This is a genomic window from Mycobacterium sp. SM3041 (assembly GCF_039668335.1).
In the GTDB taxonomy this organism is placed as follows: Bacteria; Actinomycetota; Actinomycetes; order Mycobacteriales; family Mycobacteriaceae; genus Mycobacterium.
Window position 1 is genome coordinate 99,143 of sequence record NZ_JAYXBQ010000038.1, and the last position, 21,319, is coordinate 120,461.

The window sequence follows — 21,319 nt, forward strand, 5'->3', positions numbered from 1 at the left end:
CACTAATGACTGATGGCAAAGACGTGGTGGTACCGCTGTGGATGCTCGCGACCCAGGAGACCGCTCTCCCCGCCATCCCGAGCGCCGCTGGGTTGACACCTGAGCGACTGTCCGAGCTACGCAACGCGCTGACGCTGCTCGCCGACAGTCCGATCGCGACGCTGGAACAACACTCAATGCCCAAAGATGTCGACCGCACTGGCGCCGTCGCATTGCATAGTGCCAGCCCTCTCGCTCAGCATCTTTCCCTGCTGATTTCGCAGACTTCGAAAGGCGCGCCTAAGGCGGGGGCGTCAGGCGAAGCGCTGTATCGGATGGTGGTGCCAGCGAAAGTCGCCGCGCAGATGGGCAACGGGCTGGTCCGGCCGATGGCCTCGAAGGCAGCGGCCGGCGGCATTCATGGCGCGATTGTCGGATCGAAAGGTATTACAGCCCAAGCAACGTTCGTGCCCGCTGCAGGTGGTGCCGGCGCTGCAGTTGCTGGTGCCGGCGCGCTGGCAATCGCTGCGCCTCTGGTCTTGATGGCGGTGGCCGTCGGAGTCAGTGCGCATGCGGAGCACCAACGGCAGCAGGCGATTGCACGCATTACGGAGCTGTTGGAGCATTTAGTCGAGGGGAAGCTGAACGAAGAGCGCGACGCCTTGAACGGGTGCCGTGCTGCCATAGACAAAGCGACGGCGGTTGTGCTCGACAAGGGTGAGATCGGACAGGCCATTGGGATCGGCCCCGCTGACCACACCATCGACATCGCCATCGCGACAGCTGAGCGTCGCCTCAAGAACTGGCAGAAAGCAGTCGACTCGATCGATTCCAATACGGCCGAAATATCTTATTTGACAAAGACATTCGCAGGCATTGACAAAACCGGTGGCGAGTTTCGTGCGCATTTGGAACTCGCTCACCTGGCCATCGCTCTCAAGCGGCGGGTGATCATCCTGCAGGCGGTGGAGCAGGGGCAGAAGGACGCGACAAACCCGTTCGAGCGCTTCGTCCAGTCGCTGAAGGCCGACCAACAGCGGGTCGACGAGCTCCAGGCAGGCATCTACGGCGTCTTACGCAAGCTCGGCGAGCTGCAGCTGAAGCGGCCCGGAGGCTTCACCAACACCCTGTTCAGCAAGGGCGAAGTGGACGACCTACTCAAAGCGGCTTACCGGCTGCGGGAGTTGGGTGAACGAGCTCACGCACCAAACACCAAGGCCGACATGGTTATTGATATCGCTCGCGAAGCGGATGGGTCGGTGGTCGTGTTTCCGGCGGTCGCGTCGTAGCAATGACGGGCGAGTCTTTGTCGGTGGGTAGCTATACCTTGTTGCCATGGACAAAAGAGCGGTCATTGTGTTCGACGGAGATGACACGCTCTGGGCGACCGAGGCACTTTACGAACGCTCACGTGCTCATGTTCGTGCACTGCTGCACACGTTTGGTATGGCTGCCGACTTATGGGACTCCACCGAACGCACACTCGATCTACAGCGCGTTGAGCAGCATGGATTCGCATGGTATCGCTTCCCTAGTTCGTGTGCCCTGGCGGTCTTGTCTTCGCAGGAGCACTTCAACCGGATTGCGCGGCTGGCAGCGTCATCAATGGCATTTGCGCTGGCTTGCTGCGTGTTCCTCATGCGCGCGGAAGTATCTTCCGATGCTGAGTCAGTGCTCCAGCAGCTTGGAAAGAGGTGCGAACTCGTACTTCTTACAAAAGGGCAACCGTGGGTCCAACGTCGACGACTCCGGCAGTCTCGCCTGCGGCGTTACTTCGCACGCGTCATGTTCGTGCCGTCAAAGAGCGTCGAAACGTTCGTCGCTGCCGCGGGTCCACTTCGCCAAAACGTGCAATGCGTATCCGTAGGCAACAGTTTGAGATCGGACATCGAACCCTCAATCGCCGCCGGCCTCCGTGGCATACACCTAGACGGACCCATGTGGGACTTCGAACGACGCGAGTGTTCGATCCAGTTGGATGGCGTCGTTTCAGTTCAGCGACTCGCTGAACTGCCTAACCACATCGATGAGCTCCTCAATATCGATGCCAATGTGGTGCGATGATGGGCACGTGACCGATACAGCCACGAAGCCGTCACCGAGTGTTCCTGCAAGCCTGACATTTGTTGACCTCCTATTTGCAGTCGCCGTCGGCAAGTACCTCGATGTGATCGCAGCCAAGCATCTGTCGGCCGTTGACTGGTCGCACTTATGTGTGGGCGCGATCCTGACTTTGGGAAGTTGGATCGGTTACCACAACAGCAGATTCCGGTCCGAGGAGAAGATCCGCTTCTGGAATTGGCCACTCGCCCTATTTGCCATCGACATTGCACTAGTCGTTGACTATTGGTTGATACCAGCTCGATTTATCGGAAACGACCCCGGGCGCACAATTCGAGTCGCAACTGCTGTGCCTACCACCACCGTCGTCGCCGTCAGCTTCATTCTCTACACCCTCTGGGACCTAATCGGCACAAGGTTACCTCGCGTCGGAAAGTCGCAACCAATTCGACGTATCGTGACTTATCTTTTCGCTTTTGCATCAATTGTTGTGTGGGTATCTGTCATCATCACCCAGCCCAAAGGAAATTGCATGGTCATAGCGATCGATGTGCTATTAATCGTCATGTTGTTCGCTTACCGTACGGCGAAGGATTTGGTCCGGAGGGCCAACTGAGCCTGAGCGCCATCAGGCGTCACACAACGCCGGCCAAGTTCCCGAACCCACCTCACGCGACTACCGGTTCCGATTCAGCCACCGCGGGAGGGCAATTATCGTCCTGACTTTTGTCAACTTGGTGGGCACCGATGCGGTGGATCGCTGCTGAGCCCGGGGCGATTCAAGGCGTTCCGCTGCGGTGAGCGTTTGATTGCCGGCGGCGAGGGTGATGGCGCGGTTGCAGCGGGTGGTGCGCATGAATTTCTTCATGCTCCAACGCGTTTGGAGTTCGATCCAATGCTCACTGCCAGCGCGGCGACAACGACGCTGCGATGTGTCGATCAATTCGTACAGGTGGTGGTAGATCGGGCGGGCCGCCAGATCGTGCTTGGACATTCGGAAACTCATCTCGATGTGCTAAAGCTGGTGCTAGGCACCGATTACGAATGGATCGGCAGGTCTCGAACCTGCTTTTTTGTGTTGGTCGTAGTCGAAATGTGCGCACCAAAACACACCCAAACCACAGGTCAACGGACTACCGAATCGGCGGAGCCCGCCAAGATGACAAAAGTCGGGTATCGGGGTGTCACCGTCCCCGCTCGTGCCTTCGGCAATCAAACGCACAGGCACGCTGGACTACACGGTCAGTACCCAGTCGGGGAGCAATCCAGTGAGCGCCAATGATCCGAAGACCCTGCGCCAAGGATCAACCGACAAGCTGGGGCAATCCCCATGCAGAACGCCTTACGCATGCGCCTGGAGGCAACCGCCTCGTCATGCGTGATAGCGAATGATGCGGGCTTGGACAGTCTCCGCAGCGCCAGCCGGATCGGCGAGCCGCTCACCAAGAGTCGTGACGGCAAGGTCCGGCGGCAGCGCCACCGAAAACTTGAGCCCTGAGACGGCATCTTCGTCAACGAGTGGAACGGCATTGACCTCTGCAGCCTTGATGTCTTCGCCGGTGATCCCTTCTGGCAGAACGACACTCTCGTTCTCCACCCCGCTCGATTCCAGCCCGAGTCCTGCGAGCAGTGTCGCGTTGGCCTTCAGACCAGCCCAGGTCCACAAGCGCGCACCCCCTGCACCCCGCAGATGCATCACCAGGCCGCTCTCACTGACCTCCGCAGCGCGTTCTTCACGGAGGCGCTCCATCGCTACAGGAACGCGCTTGGACAACTCGACCTCAGGCACCGCCCCAAGCAGAACTTCTCGCTTCGCCTGGCACATCTCGAACGATTGCGTTACCGCACCGGACGGCCACTTCACATCACCTTTGGTCGAGATCTCCTCGACCCACACAGTGAAGCGCTCCCAATCGACGTGTTGCACATGCCAGCCTCGCCCAGCGAGCACAAGAGGTCGCTGCTCCCGATCCGGCCTGGCCGGAATAGCCAGCGGCGAAACAAATCCGATGTCCTTTACTCCAGCGACGACCCGCAGCTCGAGATCGGCAACGAAGGTAGAGAGGAGGTCCATGAAGTGACGCTGCCCGAACTCCTTCTCCGCGCGCGGCCCGATCATCAATAACCCTGAGTCCTCGACGAGGAACTCGTGCTCGCGCAGGTAGGCGAGTACTTCCGCACCGTCGGCGATGAGCGGAAGGTCTCCCCACCACCACGGCCAGTCCGATGCGCCGAACGCCCCTTCTTGGAGCGCCAGCGCAAGAAGTTGTTGGGCAGCAAGGTGACGTGGATGTGGTGGGGCGACTACCTTCTCGACGAATCCGCGCTCCCAGAGAAGTAGCACGGCAGCTGCGTCGAGTAGCCCGTCGAGGCTGGTGGCAAGGAACAGGGTATTGCGGCTCGTGCCCAGCCGCCTGCCGGTACGGCCGAGTCGTTGCAGGAACGAAGAAACGGTGCGCGGCGCGTCGATCTGGATAACGCGATCGAGGTCGCCAATGTCGATGCCAAGCTCGAGGGTCGAAGTCGCGACAATGACCGTGTCTTTGGCCTCGGCGAAAGCACGTTCACTTTGTCGCCTCTCGTCAGCCGAGAGCGACGAGTGGGACACGAACGTCTGGACGCCGTGCTCGCGTAAGAGGAAGGCGATTTCCTCGGCGGACCGCCGTGATTCGGCGAACACCAGTCGCTTGTCGCCCCGATGCAACCGAGAAATGACCGTGGCGGCGTTGTCCATGCTGCCGACGTAGTCGATTGTGATCTCTGGGTTTACCGTCGACGGTGAGTCCTCGCGCACCACGACGACCGGTTCCCGACCTTCGGTCGAACCCTGCATCCATGCGCCAACTACTTCTGGGTTGCCGATGGTTGCGGAAAGCCCCACTCGCTGAATCCTGTGCCCAGCTATTCGTTCCACTCGCTCCAGCACGGCGAGTAAGTGCCAACCTCGGTCAGATCCAGCGAACGCGTGAAGTTCGTCGATCACGACAGCTCGAACGGAACCCAAGAAGCGCTCATGATCGACTCGCCGCGACACCAGCATGGCCTCAATGGATTCCGGGGTCGTCAGCAGAATGTCTGGCCTGTCGGCCAGCATGCCGCGACGCTCGGACTGTCCAATATCGCCATGCCACAACCCCGCGCTTCGGCCTAGCCAGGAGCAGTAGGCACTCACGCGTGGGTGAATGTTGTTCAGGAGAGCACGAAGTGGCGTGACGTAGAGGATCGTCGTACCTGACCAGTTGCCCTCGATCATCTCAGAGAGCAGAGGAAAAACAGCAGCCTCGGTCTTGCCACCGGCAGTCGGTGCGACAAGGACGCAGTCCGATCCAGACCTCACCGGATCGACCGAGGCTGCTTGTAGTGGCCTGAGCGCGGCCCAGCCCAGCGAGTTGACTATGTGGTACTCGATAGCCGGGTCGAGCCCAGTGGACGCCGACATCGGCTAGAGGTCCAACTCGATTTCGTCGACGCTTACTGCCGGAGCGCGGTTGGTGCGCGCGTGCGCCTCCCGCTCCGCCGGCGTCAGCTCGTCGGTGCTGACAGTGAGGTGGTAATCGCGGCGTGGATTGAAGTCCTCGAAGAGGTCCACGCGGTCGAGGACGTCGGACACCAACTTCTTGAGGAAGAGCCGCGGTGCGATTCCGGTTCGTCCACCCAACTCGCCGCCGACCGCGGCAGCGAGGTCCTTCAAGTAGCCGTCGTCGACGACGCTCCTGATCCGCTCAGGATTCTTAGCTCCGGCCGCGTAGATGTCTCGAACACGACTACCTAGCTCCAAGAGCGACTCTGGTGTAAAGCCGGTGAGGCGGACCTGCGTTGCGCGCGGGTTGTCGAAGCGCGCGTCGGTAGTGAAGTCAGTCTGAAGACGTTGGGCCAGTGGCGGAAGACGCTGCACGCCTTGCTGTCCGTCGAAGAAGGCGGGCGTTCCCGTGAGAAGGAGATACAGACCAGGAAATCGGCCGCCATCGATCTCGTCCATAAGCTGCCGAAGTGCGTTCAGCGACTTCTCCCGAACATCGCTTCTCATGCGTTGCAACGTCTCAACTTCATCGAAAACAATGACAAGCCCCACGTAGTCCGAATCGCGAAGAACCGTGAGGAGACCCTGAAGAAAACCGAGAGCACCGAAATGGTCGAGGTCGCCGCGCACTCCCGCGGCACGCTTCACGGAGGCCGCTACGTGAGGCTGACCACCGAGCCATGCCAATAGTCCATCTGCCTCCGCAGTGTTACCCGCAGCCTGCGCCAACCGATACTGCCGCAGCACCGCGGCGAAAGCCGGCGCCTCCTTCGAGACATCTGAGAGCCGGCGGTGGAGGAGTTCGAGTGTTTCTTCCGAACCGGTCGGCTGTCCGGCCCCGTCCTTTACGTCGTGATCAAGGATGTAGAACCAACCATCAATGACGTCTCGAAGAGCACCAGACTGAGTGGTCGAGGTAGAGAGGTTCTCGGTGATTCGCCGATACACGGTCTCCAACTTGTGCAGGGGCGTCTCCGTCTCGCTGATCTGCACTTCGGAGGTTGCAAACCCTGCGCGCTTGGCGCGCTCGGTGAGCCAGCGGGAGAAGAAGGTCTTACCGGAGCCGTACTCGCCGCGGACGGCTTTGAAGACGGCGCCTCCGCCGGAAACCGTTTGCAGCTCTTCATCGATCGCTTCCTCGAAGCGGCCCAGACCGACAGCGAGGACGTCGAGCCCTTGTTGTGGCACGGTGCCGCGGCGCAGCGCATCGATGATGTCCTTGCGACGGCGCGGGCTGATGCCGCCCGAGACGTCGGTCATCTCGCGCCTCTGACGTCGAACTGTTCGCGCAGGAGGTACTCATCGAGCCGCAGCGTGACGCCATCGGTGTCGAGCTCGACGACGCCGTACCCGTCGACATTGAATAACCGCCGAACGGCCGCAAAGACCTGTCCAAACTCGGCGGTTGGAATTCCGACGGCAGCGGCCACCGTGTCTTGGTGAGCGCGACCACCACGATCCACCAGTGCGCGCAAGAACGCCCCGGCAGTGCCGTCGTCGAGCGCACGCCGACCTGCCATCCGCTTTTGCTCGGCATACGTGGTCGATGCAAGCACCGCTTCGACAATCCCCGCGGGGGCTTTCGTCGACGTGGGCAACTCGTGGAGTTCGAACAACCCATCACGTTGACCCGACGCCTTCGTCTTCGTCGGCTGCCCGGTGGGCTTCGTCGGGGCCTCCGCGGTGGAGGCGACCGGATCGTTCCACCACAACGGCACCTGCGGCGCGGCCGGCTCCCACCCAGGTGCCCCGGCCGCCACTGCAGCAGCTTGAAACACGAGTACCGGAATCGTCAGCTCCGCGAGGCTGGCACCACCGTGGTAGCCCGCATGTCGGGGGCCGTAGTGCGCGTCATCACGCCAGAGCAACACCGCTTCGCCTCCTGGTGCGATCACCCGCGGCCCTGATACGAGCACTTCTCCATCGCCAGCAGCACCGGCCGAGGCCGGCCGCCAACGGGAATCGGCACCGCTGACGCTCAGCGCCTCGGTACCGCGCTCGACGACGTGGCCGTGATCTGACGTCAGGATAACTGCGCGCCGGGCGGAGATGGCGGCCTCCAGGAGCGCTCGCAGAGGATCGAGCGAACGCAGATCCCAATTCCACGCTGACAGGTCGTTCTTATGGGTCGCGTCATCGATTGCGTTGATCACCACTCCGACAACGGGAATGGCGCCATCCCTCACCGCGGCCATCACATCGCTAGGCAGCGACGCACCACCTTCGGACCGCAGGTCGTTCTTATGGAAAAGTTTTGCGCCGGGGAATGCCGTTGACAGCCCGCGTTTCTCGTCTTCACCGGTGCCTGAGCAGATCTCACCACAGAACAACGAAGCGCGAGAGACGTTCGTCAGCGATGGCAACGCCGCCGCCACAGCACGCCGTGCGTGCGTTGACGAGGGAACCCACTCCACAAGGCCCAACCGGGCAACTTCGGAAGCGAGCGCTGTGGCTATGGCGCTACTCATTCCATCCAGCACGATGAGAGTTGCACCGCCTTGGCGACGCCACGGATCAACGATCTCGGCGAGCAGTCGCTCCACACCGATCGCGTGTTGGTCGTCAGCCCCGTTGACTTGGTCTAGTCGCGATGCTGCGGCGCGATCACGCTGCTTGCGGCGCCCGTGCACCTTGTCGAGAAGCTGTTGATACGCAGCCGTGACAGTCGGGTCATCGGAACCATGCCACACAGCACCGGTGGCGGCGTCCACCCACGCACCGTCGTTCATCTGTCGTTGGAGATCGCTACCGAGTGATGCTGAGGAATTCTCATTGGTGGCAAGCCAGCGATGGAGGCGCACGGCCATCGCCGGTGCCTGCGAGGCATCGGCGTCGCGGTGTGCAAGGACGTGAGCTAGTGCCTGCTCGACGTTGTCACCGGAGGTCAGCGCCGACGCGAGTCCACGGACACGTGCCAGATACCCAGGATGCAGGACGGCCGATCGCTCGGTTCCCTCAGCCCAGCCGAGGTCACCGAGGAGTGCTTCTGCTTGCTGCAAGGCGACACCCAGTTCGGGAGGGTTATCCACCTCTAGGCGCAGCACGGCCGCCTTGGCCAGTTGCGCAGTGGCCTTCGCGACGTCGACAGGAACCGCCTTCCCAGCGATGAAGGCCTCGACCCGCACCCGCGCGGAAATCTGTGTCTCCGTGGGCGGAACACCGTCCTCAGGCCACAAGACGTCTAACACCAGGCCAACGGCAAGTGGGGTGACGTGCTCATTGCGCTGAGCGATCTGCAGGGCAACGGCTGCAGGATCGCCCAATTCGGTTCCAGCCCAATCGATCAAGTGCGCACGCAACGGCGCATCAATCGCGGCCCACGCAGCACGCACGTTTCGTCTCCCCAACGCCGTCAGGAGCACAACGCCATCCAGCTGAACCTCGGCACTCAGTCCGAGAACACGTGCGAGGAGAGAACCGACGGCATGGCGAGCGGTGAGCGCGGGTTCAACCGATCGCGGCCATCCACCTGGTGGCTGGTGATCGAGCAGTGCTGTTGCGGCCCAATCCAGACGCCGGAGGTCGCGACCGACCTCGATCGCCCCAGGAAACAGCCGAGGAACGGCCTGCCACTCATCTGGCAGTTCGATGACATTCTTGTACGCGCGAGCAAGAACTGCGTCGCCAAGGTCCTCCGCTGGCCGGTCGGTCAGAACGATTGCTCGCTCATCAGTTGCCAACGACGCCAGGATGTCGAGAACGGCGAGCTGAGACACACCTGGCAGTACTCGGACAACTGCGTCCCCAACCTTGACATCGCCGTGTCTCCACTCGGGACGCGCACGAAGTAAAAGGATCTGGGCATCCGACTTGACCAGGTCTGCTGCTCTCTGCTGCACCATCGCCGGCGAGATGCTGACGGTGCGGAGCCGCTCGCTCAGAACCATCGCCAGTCAATCCTCAACTTCTTGCCCTCCACCGGACGGCTGAGTTCGGCTGTCAGATTCTTGACGAGAGACTCGAGTTGCGAAACCGCCTCGACTTCGATCGTGTGTTGCTGGCTGGCGCGTGCTTCGGCTTCGCGTTGCGCCTCCTCTTGCCGACGGCGGAACTCGTCTTCCTGTTCCCGCAAGCGACGCTCGCGGTCGGCGGCTTCCTGCTCACGCCGCTTGAGTTCCTCTTCTTGCTCGCGTCGACGTTGGTCCTCTTGCTCACGACGGATTCGTTCTTGTTCTTCGTCGGCCACATGGTCGGGCTTAGGATCCTTGGGACGCTGCTCGACGAGGATCTTGGTGATCTCTCGAGCTGCTAAGACAAGGGCGGGAGCCAAATCCGCGTGCATCTGGTCGGCTTCGGCAGCGGCCCGCAACGTGGCAAGGAGAGCGGCGGACCGCTCTCCGCCCAAACTCGGAAGTTGGTTCAGGAGCTGCCAATTCGCGCCCTGAATAGCTGTCGCGACAACGGCTGCAGTGGCGAGCGATCGGGCAAGCGGCTGCAGTTCGTCCGGCAAGTCAAATTCGGCAACCACCCGAATCCGGTCGACATGGTCTGCGGCATCGCGCAAAGCCCCGATCAGATCCCGTGCACGACGCGCGGTACCAAGGCGGGGACTCACGTCCTCCAAGCCGAGCACGTCACTGTGCCCTTCAAGGGCTCCGACCAGGTCAGTCACTCCCCGGTCAAACTGCCGGACCTTCTCCATCAATTCGTCACCAAGCCGCTGTACAGCACTGCTGGACAGGTGGTGCTCACTGGCCCCTATTCCGAACAACGCTTTGACGCGGACGAGGGCGTTGGTCCAGTCCTCCGAACTTGGGAGGATTGGCTCCTGAAGGGTGATGTCGTTGGCCAATCCGCCGATCCCCGGCGAACCTGCTGATGACCCATGGCGGCGCAGTTGCCGATCAGTGAGTGCCACCCACGCCAAAATCAACAGATCCTGGGCATCGGTGGTCATGCCCGTGGGTGCGAGCGCGGTTCGGAGCGCGCCGACGGTCGGATCGCCACTGGCGAGTGCCTTCGTGAAGTCGTCATGCCAGGCAAAGCGCACCGTGTCCAGGACGTAGGTCACTTCGCTCAGGGCACCGACGCCGTAGGCATCGACCACCCGCCGCACCTTGCTCGCAGTGGTTCTGTCGACGGTGTCGATGCGTCCGCCCTGTGCCATTGCATTGCGCGCGAGGTCGAGCACGGCGCTGAACTCTGTCTTGCGGACTTCGTCAGTACGGCGATCGACAACTGGATGGGTCGGGAAACGCGCATCAAGCCCGCCTCCGAGAACTGCCACGACGGCATCGGCAAAGGAGGGCGAAGACGGTTTCTGCGGGTCGTAGTCGGGTGCGAGGGTGACGAAGGTGTTCCCTTCGGGCACTCGTTCGCCGAGGTGGTCATCAGTCGGCGCATCAATGCTGTAGGACTGGCGCAACGCCAGCACGATCTGTTCGCGCAGGGAATCTCGTTGGTTGGCGAGTTGCCTTCGGGCAGGCTCGCGGTCGTTGACCGGTAGGGATGTCGAATACTGGTCGAACCGTGCCCCGGTCAGCAGGTAGTCAAGAACGACGAGTTTGCCGATATCGTCCATGCGCGAAGCGGTCAGGAAATGTGGCAGCCACGCGATCGTGTCGCTCTCCAGACCGTCCAGCTTGAGTTGCACGAGGCGCAGCACATCATCGGACGGCGGGTGGCCCGCGTCGTCGAATGGGAAGTCGATCACCAGTTTCCAGCGTCCGCCAGTGGCGGTGAGAGCGCTATCAGGCAGCGCCCGTGCGTCACGGACGTTCCCGAATACGACATCAACCTCGCGCTTTTGGCCCCGCCACACATGAGCAAGGGAGTATTCGCTCCCCAACGTGCCAGTCGGCGAGGCACCGATCTGCTCGGCCAGCAGGCGCCGCAGCAAGCTGCGCCGGTTTTCGTGAGTGTCTTCGTTCTGTACGTGGACAAGGACCGAGTCATAGTCGACGCCCGACAGTTGCAGGGTGATGACCGGATCACCCGCTGGCGACCCGACGGTAATTTCACCGAACTCTGTCGTCCACTCGCGGGCAAGTGCGACAACCTGGATTGCTTCCTGCCCAGGAATCATCGTGACCACGGTGCCGAAGTTGAGCGCCGCCAGCTTCGAGGCGGTGAGGTCCTTCAGCGACGGTGCGCCCGGGGCGATGGCAGCGACCAAAAGCGTCTTGGCGAGCCGGTCGTCGCGCCGGAAGGGGTGGTTCCGCGGCAGTCCCTTCGCTTCCTCCTCGGTCAGGCTGTGCCGGTTCAGCAGGTAGGGATGCATCTTTCGGGTGTAGAAGGCACGCGCGGCACGAAACAGTTTCTTCATGTCGTCGGTCAGCGGCTCGGCGTCGCCAAGGACGACCACATCGAAGAGGTCGCCGACCGGGATCACGTCGCCGACGGTCAACTCGTCACGACCGCGCGACAACAACTCACTCATGATCTTCAGCGCCGTGCGCTCGCGCTGCATGATCGACGAGAGCGCGACCATGGCGTCTACCAGCGCAGGTGAGAACGGGTAGACCTGCTCGAAGTCGACGGCGGCCGAGCCGGCTTCGTCGGTGAGCAGGTATTTGAAGGCCACTGGGTTCGCGCGTACCCGAGCTACTGCCGCGGCGAGGGCGTCCCGACCGACTTCATTGGTCGGCTCGAGGAGTCGCTTGTGGACGATCTGGGGAAGGTTAGCTGCGGCGAGGGTGATCTTCTCGAAGCGGCCCTCCCACCACTGGAAGGAGTCATCGAGGGCGACCTGCTCCGCACCGACCGCCCCGCCGCCGAGGAAGTCCTTGAGGTTGCGCTGACGAGCAACAAAGGACACCAACGGAATTGGCAGTGCGCCGATGCCGGTCTCGACGAGCTTGGCGACCTTTGAGGTTTCGGTCTGGATGAACGCGGTGTCGCGCAGGTGGTTGGCCAGCCACAGCACCAGCTCATCGAGGAAGAGCACGACACCCTCGTAACCGAGGTTCTTGGCGTGCGCGGTCATGGCTTGCAGACCGTCGGTCATGTCCAGCCAGGTACCTGTGTTCTCGAAGGCTGGGAAATAGGTGCGAACGAGGTCGGCTACGACACGCTGGCGGTCGGCGTCGCCTGCTGGCTTGGTGCGTGCAGCGTCATACGTCTCAGGAGTCAACGTGGCGGCGAACGTGCCCCAGCCTGAGGAACCCGAGCCACTTGCCTCGAACCGGGCGAAGAACTGGTCGTCCCCGAGCTGCGAGCGCAACTGATCGGCGTTCTCGAACAGCGACTCCGACCGGTGCAGCACCGGCACCGGCGCATCTGGGTGGCGCTTTTTCATGGTCGCGAGGTAGCCACCGAAGAGTGCTGACTCGAAGGACTCTGCCCCGATGAGGTGGTAGTCGATCGCGAGCAGTTTGCGGTTGAGCAGGGCATCATGTTTAGCGACTTGGGCCTGGAGGCCGGGCAGCGCCTTGGCATCTGGGTTGCCGGCAAGGAGGAGATGCATGACGGCCATGTAGTGCGACTTACCGGAACCGAACGAGCCGTGGATGAAGGCACCTTTGGAGGATCCGCTCGACAGCGTGGCCTCGACCAGCGTCAGTCCCTTCTCGAACGACTCTGCGATCGACTCGGTGACCACGTAGTCGGCGAGTGTTTGAGACGCCGCTTCTTGTGCGCGGTGGATCTGTAGGACGAAGTCGTCGTCGTGGACGGCGTACGGGATGTCGATCGCGTCCCGCAAAGGCAAAGACAAGCTGGTCATCGCGACGTCTTCCGTCCACGGGTTGTGGCCGGCGGTGTCCACGCCGTCACCTGATCGCGTGTCTTCTCCATACGGGCAAGGTACTGGTCAACGACGCCTGTGATGACCGAGGCGGGGCTGGCGCCGAACTGAGGTTCGATCTCCGAGTGCCACTGCGTCAGCCAGGGTTCCAACTCCACAAGTCCTGCGACGAGCGGCTCCAGGGCCTCGTCGTCGGCACCGAGCGCCTGCTGGACAGGAATCTCGCGGGCGAGGGCGAGTGCCTGGTCTCGGTAGGACCAGCCAGCCCAGCCGAGCACCGGTGTCGCGTCTCCTTCGCGCGCCACACCGGGATATGAGATGAAACGCTCCTTCGGTACGTCGAGCTTGCCCCGTGCCTTCCAGTACGACGTCTTCCGGAAGTCGCCCTGCGAGTACTTCGGCGGCACCGGGATGGTGACCTTTTCGCCGGCGTCCTCACGCCGCTGCAGCGACCACACGCTCTGCCACGCGCGATACTTCTCAACGCCTGCAGGCTTGTAGCGGTGGGCGGCCAGGAACGGCACAGCCTCGTCGGTGACTAGGCCTCCGATGACGGCACCAAGATCCGGCTCAGCGGTGCCGGTGAGGGCGCGAGCGAGCTCTTTAAGTACCTGGTCGGTACGGAGCAGGTCAGCGAGTTCAGCCACCGACCTAGTGATCGGCCCCTGCGGATCCTGCCACAGGACCGGGTCTTCAAGCCGGTCGAGGACTGCCGCTTGCAGAGCGGCGGTGCGCTGTGCGTCCCAGGCGGTGACGGCCCAGCGGCGCTTGAATTCCGGCTTCTCCAGAAGCCGAACAGATTTGTCGGATTCCATCAGGTCAAGACGCTGCTGAACAAGTGCCTCGTAGTCGTCCGGCCAAGAGTCGGGCAGTTCAGTGATCGGGGTCGAACGGTGCCGCTCAAACCAGGCTGTCTTCTCAGAGCCATCCTCGACACGCCGAGCGAGAGCAATCTCAAATGCCCTTTGGCCCAGCGCAATTCCGTCGACGACGGAACCGGAGTACGTCAGGTCGGCATCGATCAAGCCGTACAGCCGGTAGACTTCCCAATCCAACTCTTCCTGCTCGAAGATCATCCGTGACCGGAGCCGACTCCAATCTGCTTCGGCGGTCAGCAGCGAATCGCCCAGGCTCCCGGTCGGACTGGCGAGCCAGGTCGCTGTCACAGCGGACGGCGTGGAGGCCTCGAGTTCTCGCGCCAGCTCATCAAGAATGCGCCCGCGGTCCAGCGGAAGCGTCGAAGGCAGCGGGAATTGTTGGAGTTTCGTGCCGGTGAACTCGTAGCGATCATCCCAGCCCGAGGCGCTGACACGCGCACCTTCCGAACCCACCGGGTCGCCGCCCTTCGGGTAACTGACCTGCTTGAGCCAGAAGCAGCCCGTGGAGGAGTTTAGGGCACCAAGCAGTTCCAGGTGCTGATCCTCAGTCGCACCTTCTGGCAGCTTGATCACAGGTGCTGACTTGTTGAACAGGTGCCCCCCTCGCTCCAAAGCGAAGTGATTATGCGTGGAGACGAACGCGTAGGTGATCAATAGGCCATTTGCATGCTTTCCCGGCTGGTAGATCGCGTGGTCGTACCAGCGCAAACCTCGCTGTTCTGGGGTCTTTCCGAAGTATATGGCTGAGCGAAGCAACTTCCGGAACAACCACACGTGCTGAATCGCGGTCAGCGGCGGTTCAATCGGACTGCCCGAAGCAGTCATCGACAAGAAGGCGACCGAACGAGAATCAAATTTGTAGTCGCGAACGACGTCACCTTCCACAAACGGGCGACATTGGGTTTCCATTCGTTTTCTGGTCGCCACTCGCGGGGGCATAAGAAATACATCGTCATTACCGGTGATGTCGGAAAACCCCGCTTCTTCCATTACCGACCCAAGCTTGCGAGGTGCTGCATCCTCAATGGCCTCACGTAGTTCAGCGGCGCCGCCACCGGTAAGCGACCACGGATGCGCCGATAAAACACTTCGATCGAGGTCGGCCACAGTGACAAAGTCTCCGTTGTATTCAGGACCACCGACGTGCTCCACAATCTCGGTCCACACCAGACCCTGCGAAGGGTCCGCTGGTTGGCCAGGCTCACCGCGTACACCAAGAACCGCACGCACCCGATCGGCAACAGGTCTGCGGCGGCGGCCAACGATAATCACCGTCGGGGTTCCGTGGCCGGGGATATAGGCGCCCGAGCTGTCGATAACCGTTGTGAGATCGATCGGGTTGCCGATGGCATGACCGGCGAATAGATACTCGATGAGCTTCTTACCAAACTCCCTCTTCATGAACGAATTCGACGTGATCTGCCCGACGTACCCAGCTCCTTGTGCCGGCTCACCGCGAATCGCGAGGCGGAATAGCAACTCCATGAACGGCGCGGATAGTGCGTACTTCCGGGAGGCCGAGACGTATGCGGCCCGGTACAGCGCATTGAGAGCTTTGTCCTTCGGCTGGATGTACGGCGGGTTTCCGACCACCACGTGGTACTGGCCTGGCTGAAGAATCCCGAAGTACTCGTTGAGGTCTTCGGTGTCGTAGGAGAACGCAGGCACGGCATCGTCCTCTTCGAAGTCAATCGTCTGAGCAAGGCCACCTTGGATGCCCAGCAGTGAGTCGCCGATGGCGAGGCGGAATCCCATCGCCGGCACACCAACGAGCGACCGTTCACCCGCCGCCTTCAGGCCGGCAACAGTGAGTCGGAACCGGGCAATCGCTGCGGCGAAGGGGTTGATATCCACGCCGTGAATCGACGCCATCGCTCGGCGCACCCGCTCCTTGGCGTCAAGTCCGGGTGCGGCTTCGAGCCACGCCTGGTTGAGCCGCTCGAAGGCACCGAGCAGGAAGTGCCCTGATCCACAGGCGGGGTCGATCAGCTTGAGGCCGTCGAGCCCGAACTCCGCAACCGCAGGGGTCAGCGTCTGGTCGAGGATGAACTCCTCCACGAACACCGGCGTCTGCAGCAGCGCATAGGTATCCCGGGCATGTTCCGAAAGGTCTTGGTAGAGGTCACCGAGGAATCGGGTCTCGAGGTCGGGGTCCGTGAAGTCATGGACGAGAGCGCCACCCTCATGGGTGCGCCGCCAGAATGCGATCAGCGCAGTCGCCGATTCCGGGCTGATCTCTGCCCGCCACACCGGATTGTGTTTCGGGTCGACCAATGACTGCCCCGCCGGCTGTGCGGCGAGCACGGCAAACCCCTGTTGGAGCCAGTGACGACGGTTGTGAGTCGGGTTGTCACGGAAATAGGCGGTGAGGTTCTCCTCAGCGCGCTGCACCCGGTCACCCGGTCCGGCGATCCAGCCAACGGCGATAGGCAGACCGTCGATCTTGGCGCCGACGAGAAGATCATTGTCCTCACAGAAGCGCAGGAAAGTCGTTGAGACAATCCAGGCCACGGCAGCCTGGTCGACCTCGTTGTCGCGCCAATCCACCCAATCCCAGCCGGTCCGCTTGCGGCGGAACGCTTCGGCGTACTCCTCTTTCAATCGCTCACCCCAGGAGTTCGAGGGGTCCTCGGCGCGCTGTTTCAGGTCAGCTTGGAGAAGCTTGAGCTGCGCCTTGAGGTCGGCGAGGAGGGCGGACGAGTCGATCACTTTTGTGCTCCTGAGTTACTGCGGGTGATTGTGTGCTCTGTAAGGAGCGAGAGGTCTGCGGGCAGCTCGACCCAGCCGCTAGGACCGAGCGGCACGGGCTTGCCCTCCAGCAAGGGGACGGCTTGGCTGCCCTGCTTGGCTACCAGCAGCCAGCGGGCAGCTGGGCGGGGAGTCCCGACATCGAGCAGCGTCGAAAGAAGCTCTGCCATGCCATATCTCACGAGCGGGCCAGCATTGACGATGATCAACGGCTTGTCCGCTGCGAGTCTTTCCTCCCAGGCTGGCTTCAGGGCTTGCTGGACAAGGCCGACGAGTCTCGACCAGCCCTCGCTGCCCTTCTGCTCGGCATCTGCGCCGAGAACGACCTCCCAGCTTGCTCCGCCCTGGTCGGCGAGTGCCCGCGCCGCATTCACAACAAGTGACGCCACATCAAGTATTTCGACGCCGTACCGGTTCGAAAGTTCGTGTGTTGCCTTCACGTATCGCTTGGGTGGTGTGGTCAGCGTGAGTGCACCATTACGCGAGAGCGACTCTTCCAGCTTCGTCGCGGCCTCTGCGACCACAACCGGCGCGAAGACCGTGAAACCGCTGGCGGTATGCGTCGCCGAGCGCACTTCGGAAGCTAGCTCATAGACACCGTTGCGGTTCACCACGCCAGGCAGGGCCGCGGAAACGAGTGCATCGAGTTGCTGCGAGGCAGCTGGGAGCGCCACCTCCGGGAAGCGTGCTGCCACACTGCGCCGGACGGCGGCCTCGCTGATGCGCCGGCCAGGTTTGCCGCGCAATGCGCGCTCGACGGCTTCCTTGGGGTCGAGGTCAAGTGGATACAACTCGTCGAACCCCGAGACGGCAGCCTTTGCCGAGACAGAGGCGGCCAGAGTCAAGAGCCGACGCCCTGTCAGGTCCATAAGCGGGAAAGCTCCTGCCTCGCTTACGATTTCGACCAGGGCGGTATTCGCTGTTGCGACGGGCACAACCCCGGCAGCGACAAGGTCGTCCGCTCGGCGGCCCAACTCGATTGCCGTCTCCGTCAGGATGTCGGCCGGCGCGAACTCGTGCCCTGTTTCATCAGGGTCTGCTGTCTCTCGGAGTGCGACGAGGTCGGGACGCTTCCCGATACCTCGCCGCAGTTCCAACGCTGGCTCGGGCATACGCGCATCTACCTCGTACGCTGTCCGCAGCAAGGCGGCACCTTGCCGAAGGCGATCGTCCCCGTCCAACAGAGAACCGCGCTGGGCAACCAGTGCGTTCGCGAGGGACGTCACCGCCATCACTCGGCCGTTGCGGGCAAGGAGTGTGGCCGCTTCGTCTCGCACGCCATCGATGGCAGGGCGGGCCTTCTTGCCCCACGCCGTGACTGCGTGATCCACCACATGCGCGACGCGCTCTCGGGTCATCCCAAATGATCGGGCTGTGTCTCCCGTGGAGGGCCATTCACCGGCGGCCGCGTCACCAGATAGTCCAAGGAGCCGCTCGATCACCGTCTGCTCTGCACCCTTGAGCTGGTCTACCAGTAAGGAGACGAGGCGCTCTGTGCCCATCGGCTGACCAGTGCCGATGTCCTCCGCACCGCTGAGCCGTGACCGCCAGCCGCGAATTCTTGCCTGAATTTCCTTGCGGTAGGTCTCCCCGAGGCCTCGTACCGAGTTGATCCGGGTCGGGTGGACGCCCAGCAATTGCCCGACGGTCGCCACATCGAGACGCGACACGCCGGACAACGCCCGCGCGGACAGGCCCGCGCGCTCCAAAGGGGTATCGAGCGTAGCGGCGTCGGCGAGGTCGTCGCTTCCGGCCCCGCCATCCTCCTTTGTGTCGAGAGCGGCGAACACTCCCTGCCACGCGACTGCCAACTCATCAGCGTTGCTGAATCGTGAACCGATGTCGGGGCTTAGGGCACGTTGGAAGAATGCCGTGAGCTGAGTTGCCACGGCCGGCTCGAAACTTGTGGGCTCGATGATCGGCGGGTCACTCGGGTCGGCGGGGCGTCCCGCACTCTCTCCCCACCATGGAAGCTGCCCCGTCGCCATCTCGAAGAGGGTGGTCGAGACAGCCCACAGTTCGGCTGCCCGGTCGTACTTCTGTCGCCGTCCTCGACCGAGGTAAGGATCCAGATAGCTCGGTGTGCCGGACGCGACGTTGTCAACACTCTCACTCGCGAGAGAGAAGTCGAACAGCACCAGGGACGGCCTCCTGGTGCCGGGATCTGGAGTGATGCCCAGATTCGCCGGCTTGATGTCGCGGTGAAAGACACCCTGGGATTCCAGGTAGATCATGGCTTCCAGCAATTGGCTGCCGTACTGCTCTAGCTGGCCCACCGTGGCCCGGCCCTCCTTGGAGAGTCGGGTAGCCAGTGTCTCCTTGCCAGCGTCACTGAGTAGAAGCGCGCGTCTATCTCCGACGTCGAGCGGCCCAGCGACGAGCCGCACCACCCGACGGTGATCGAGCGCTCTCAACACCTCGGCTTCGAGCCCGAGCCGGCGCCCTGCCGATTCAGTACGAGCGACTTTGAGCACGACCTCGCGGTTGGGATCCTCCGAGTCGGTGTCGTGGACTGCGAGCGCTACGCCGCTGGAACCTTCGCCACGACGAGCGGACACGATGAAGCGTTCGGCTACGGCGTCACCCTTTTGCGCGTCGACGGGGTCTTTCACCGGTGTCGGGTCCTCGACCTGGTCTCCGCGGCGAAGCTCGTCGCTCTCGCGCCGAAGAAGCTCCAACACTTCCTCAATCGTTGACAACCGCTCCGACTCGACCGCACGAGTTGCCAACGCCACGACGTCGGCGACACCGTCAGGCATGCCTGGCGACGCTGCGCGGGGATCAAGCTCGCCCGCGTCCGACAGCCGTTGTTCCAACTCCACAAAAGTTTCGGCCGGCGGCTTTCCCGTCAAAATGAGATAGGCCAGCACACCAAACCCATAGACGTCCAGCGGAATTGGAGGGAGCCCGTCGACCGAATGACGAGCCTCGGGGGCGAGCCAGATCCAGTCGTCCTGGTCGGCTACACCCATGATGTCGTCGACACCCGCACTGATAGCGGTCAGCCGGGATGCGTTCCGGGTCGAGCTGTCACGCTGAGCGAAGTACCAATCACGAATCGTGAGGTGCGGCAGGTCGTCGGCACCAGGGGTCGCCCACACACGTCGCGGCGACAACGCTCGATGGCGCAGGTGAACGTTATGAGCGGACCGCAGAATCTCGCCCAGGCGGATCACCAGAGCGATGCGGTGTTCAAGATCGAGCTCGGCTCCCTCCCCCGCGAGGTAGGCATCAAGCGGGAGTTCCTTGGCGTCGTACTCGAACACTAGAGCCGGGCCGTCATCGGTCCGCTTGAAGTCGATCGGAACTGCGATACCGCTGTGCCGCAGCCCCTGGGTGAGCTGGAACTCACGCTGCGCAAGCTGCTCGATCTGCTGGCGGTCCGCGGGCGACGCCGTCGCAGGCACGTCGTACAGGCGCAGTCGACGCTTGACATCGGGCAACGCCGGGAGGTTAACCAGCACGTCCTGCCAGTCCCGCCCCTGTGCGATCGGCTCGTCGTCGGCAACGACAAAGTCACCCACCATCCGGACCTTAGGTGTTGGTGTGAATCCCACCGCATCACAGAGCGCACGAACCTGTCTCGCCCGCTGGTAGTCGATCGGTTGCCGGAAATCCTGCGGCGGCTGGGCCAAGAAATCGGAGAACTTCAAGAGGTGGGGCGAAGACTTGACGTGGTAGCCGTCAAGGGTCAGCACTCCGATGTCGCCGGGGGTGGCGATACTGACGGTGCTGCCCTCACCATGCATGACCACGACGGCGTGGATGCGGGGTACCTGTCCCCTGGCGGATCGGTTCGGCGTGCGGTCCTGCAGTAGACCCTTCAGCCATTTCGCCTTGCGATCGGCCGCGAGTCGGGGGTTCTCGACGTTGCGCTGACGATGGTCCCAACGCTGCGCATTGCCGCGGATCGTGCCATGCCAGCCCTTGAGTTCGACGAGATACATCCCGTGAGCCGTCAGCAGGAGTACGTCGACCTCGGCCGTGCGCCCTTGGTCGTTTATGAAGGTCAGGTTTGCCCAGGCGGTAGTGATGCCATCGTCTGGGAGCAGCTCGCGGAACGCATCGAGCGCGGCAGCCTCAGCAGGGCTCGCCGGCTCACCCATCACCTTCCACAGTGGAGAGTCACGCTTCATCGCATCCTGCTTTTAGGCATGGAGGCGCGCGACCCACGCACACGTAGCAACCACAACCGCTTCACCCCGGAGACCCTATCTGTCGGGACCGACAAATAGGGTCACGTCACTCGTATGTCGTCGAATTACCGTATAGCGAAGCCCGACTCGGTCGTAGATACTTTGCGGCGTCCTTGGCGGTGTCGCAGTCGGCCATCATTCAGTTAGTGATCTCGATGCGCTCAGCGTTATCGATGTTCCCTGTCCGTTTGAGGTGGAACCCCGTCCACGGCACCGTGTGATTCAGGATGGCTCGTTCCTTAGCGGCTCACGC

10 protein-coding genes are annotated in these 21,319 nt (G+C 62.4%); 3 read left to right on the forward strand and 7 right to left on the reverse strand.

Translation table 11 applies throughout. The features are described 5' to 3' along the window. The first annotated feature begins 5 nt into the window (after positions 1-5). The 3 genes from VXD91_RS10920 to VXD91_RS10930 are packed head-to-tail and all read left to right on the forward strand — an operon-like array spanning position 6 to position 2,656. Positions 6-1,268, forward strand: coding sequence for a hypothetical protein (locus VXD91_RS10920; protein ID WP_073694446.1), 1,263 nt, complete (start codon positions 6-8; stop codon positions 1,266-1,268). A gap of 46 nt (positions 1,269-1,314) precedes the next feature. Beyond that, on the forward strand, positions 1,315-2,043 hold the full coding sequence (locus VXD91_RS10925; protein WP_142239437.1) for a hypothetical protein: 729 nt from the start codon (positions 1,315-1,317) through the stop codon (positions 2,041-2,043). Between the two features lie 7 nt (positions 2,044-2,050). Beyond that, the gene (locus tag VXD91_RS10930; RefSeq protein WP_142239438.1) at positions 2,051-2,656 is read left to right on the forward strand and encodes a hypothetical protein; all 606 of its coding nucleotides are present in this window, start codon (positions 2,051-2,053) and stop codon (positions 2,654-2,656) included. Between the two features lie 60 nt (positions 2,657-2,716). Here the strand turns inward: VXD91_RS10930 and VXD91_RS10935 are convergent, their stop codons facing one another. From VXD91_RS10935 to pglW, 7 genes are all read right to left on the reverse strand, one after another. Next, positions 2,717-3,034, reverse strand: a complete 318-nt coding sequence (locus tag VXD91_RS10935) for a hypothetical protein (protein WP_346415409.1) — start codon at positions 3,032-3,034, stop codon at positions 2,717-2,719. Positions 3,035-3,412: 378 nt separating this feature from the next. Then, positions 3,413-5,479, reverse strand: a complete 2,067-nt coding sequence (locus VXD91_RS10940; protein ID WP_346415411.1) for a DEAD/DEAH box helicase — start codon at positions 5,477-5,479, stop codon at positions 3,413-3,415. 3 nt (positions 5,480-5,482) lie between these two features. After that, the gene (gene brxD, locus VXD91_RS10945) at positions 5,483-6,820 is read right to left on the reverse strand and encodes a BREX system ATP-binding protein BrxD (RefSeq protein ID WP_073695755.1); all 1,338 of its coding nucleotides are present in this window, start codon (positions 6,818-6,820) and stop codon (positions 5,483-5,485) included. After that, positions 6,817-9,447 carry a BREX-2 system phosphatase PglZ gene (gene pglZ / locus VXD91_RS10950; RefSeq protein WP_083612208.1) on the reverse strand — a complete coding sequence of 877 codons (2,631 nt, stop codon included), beginning with the start codon at positions 9,445-9,447 and terminating at the stop codon, positions 6,817-6,819. The genes brxD and pglZ overlap by 4 nt, the downstream gene beginning before the upstream one ends. Then, positions 9,438-13,265: a DUF6079 family protein gene (locus VXD91_RS10955; RefSeq protein ID WP_073695752.1), complete on the reverse strand. Its 3,828-nt coding sequence runs from the start codon at positions 13,263-13,265 to the stop codon at positions 9,438-9,440. Before VXD91_RS10955 ends, pglZ begins: the two co-directional genes overlap by 10 nt. Beyond that, positions 13,220-16,831, reverse strand: a complete 3,612-nt coding sequence (gene pglX, locus VXD91_RS10960) for a BREX-2 system adenine-specific DNA-methyltransferase PglX (RefSeq protein ID WP_073695751.1) — start codon at positions 16,829-16,831, stop codon at positions 13,220-13,222. The genes VXD91_RS10955 and pglX overlap by 46 nt, the downstream gene beginning before the upstream one ends. After that, complete coding sequence (gene pglW, locus VXD91_RS10965; RefSeq protein WP_083612207.1) at positions 16,828-21,006, reverse strand: BREX system serine/threonine kinase PglW; 4,179 nt, start codon at positions 21,004-21,006, stop codon at positions 16,828-16,830. The genes pglX and pglW overlap by 4 nt, the downstream gene beginning before the upstream one ends. Between the last annotated feature and the right edge of the window lie 313 nt (positions 21,007-21,319).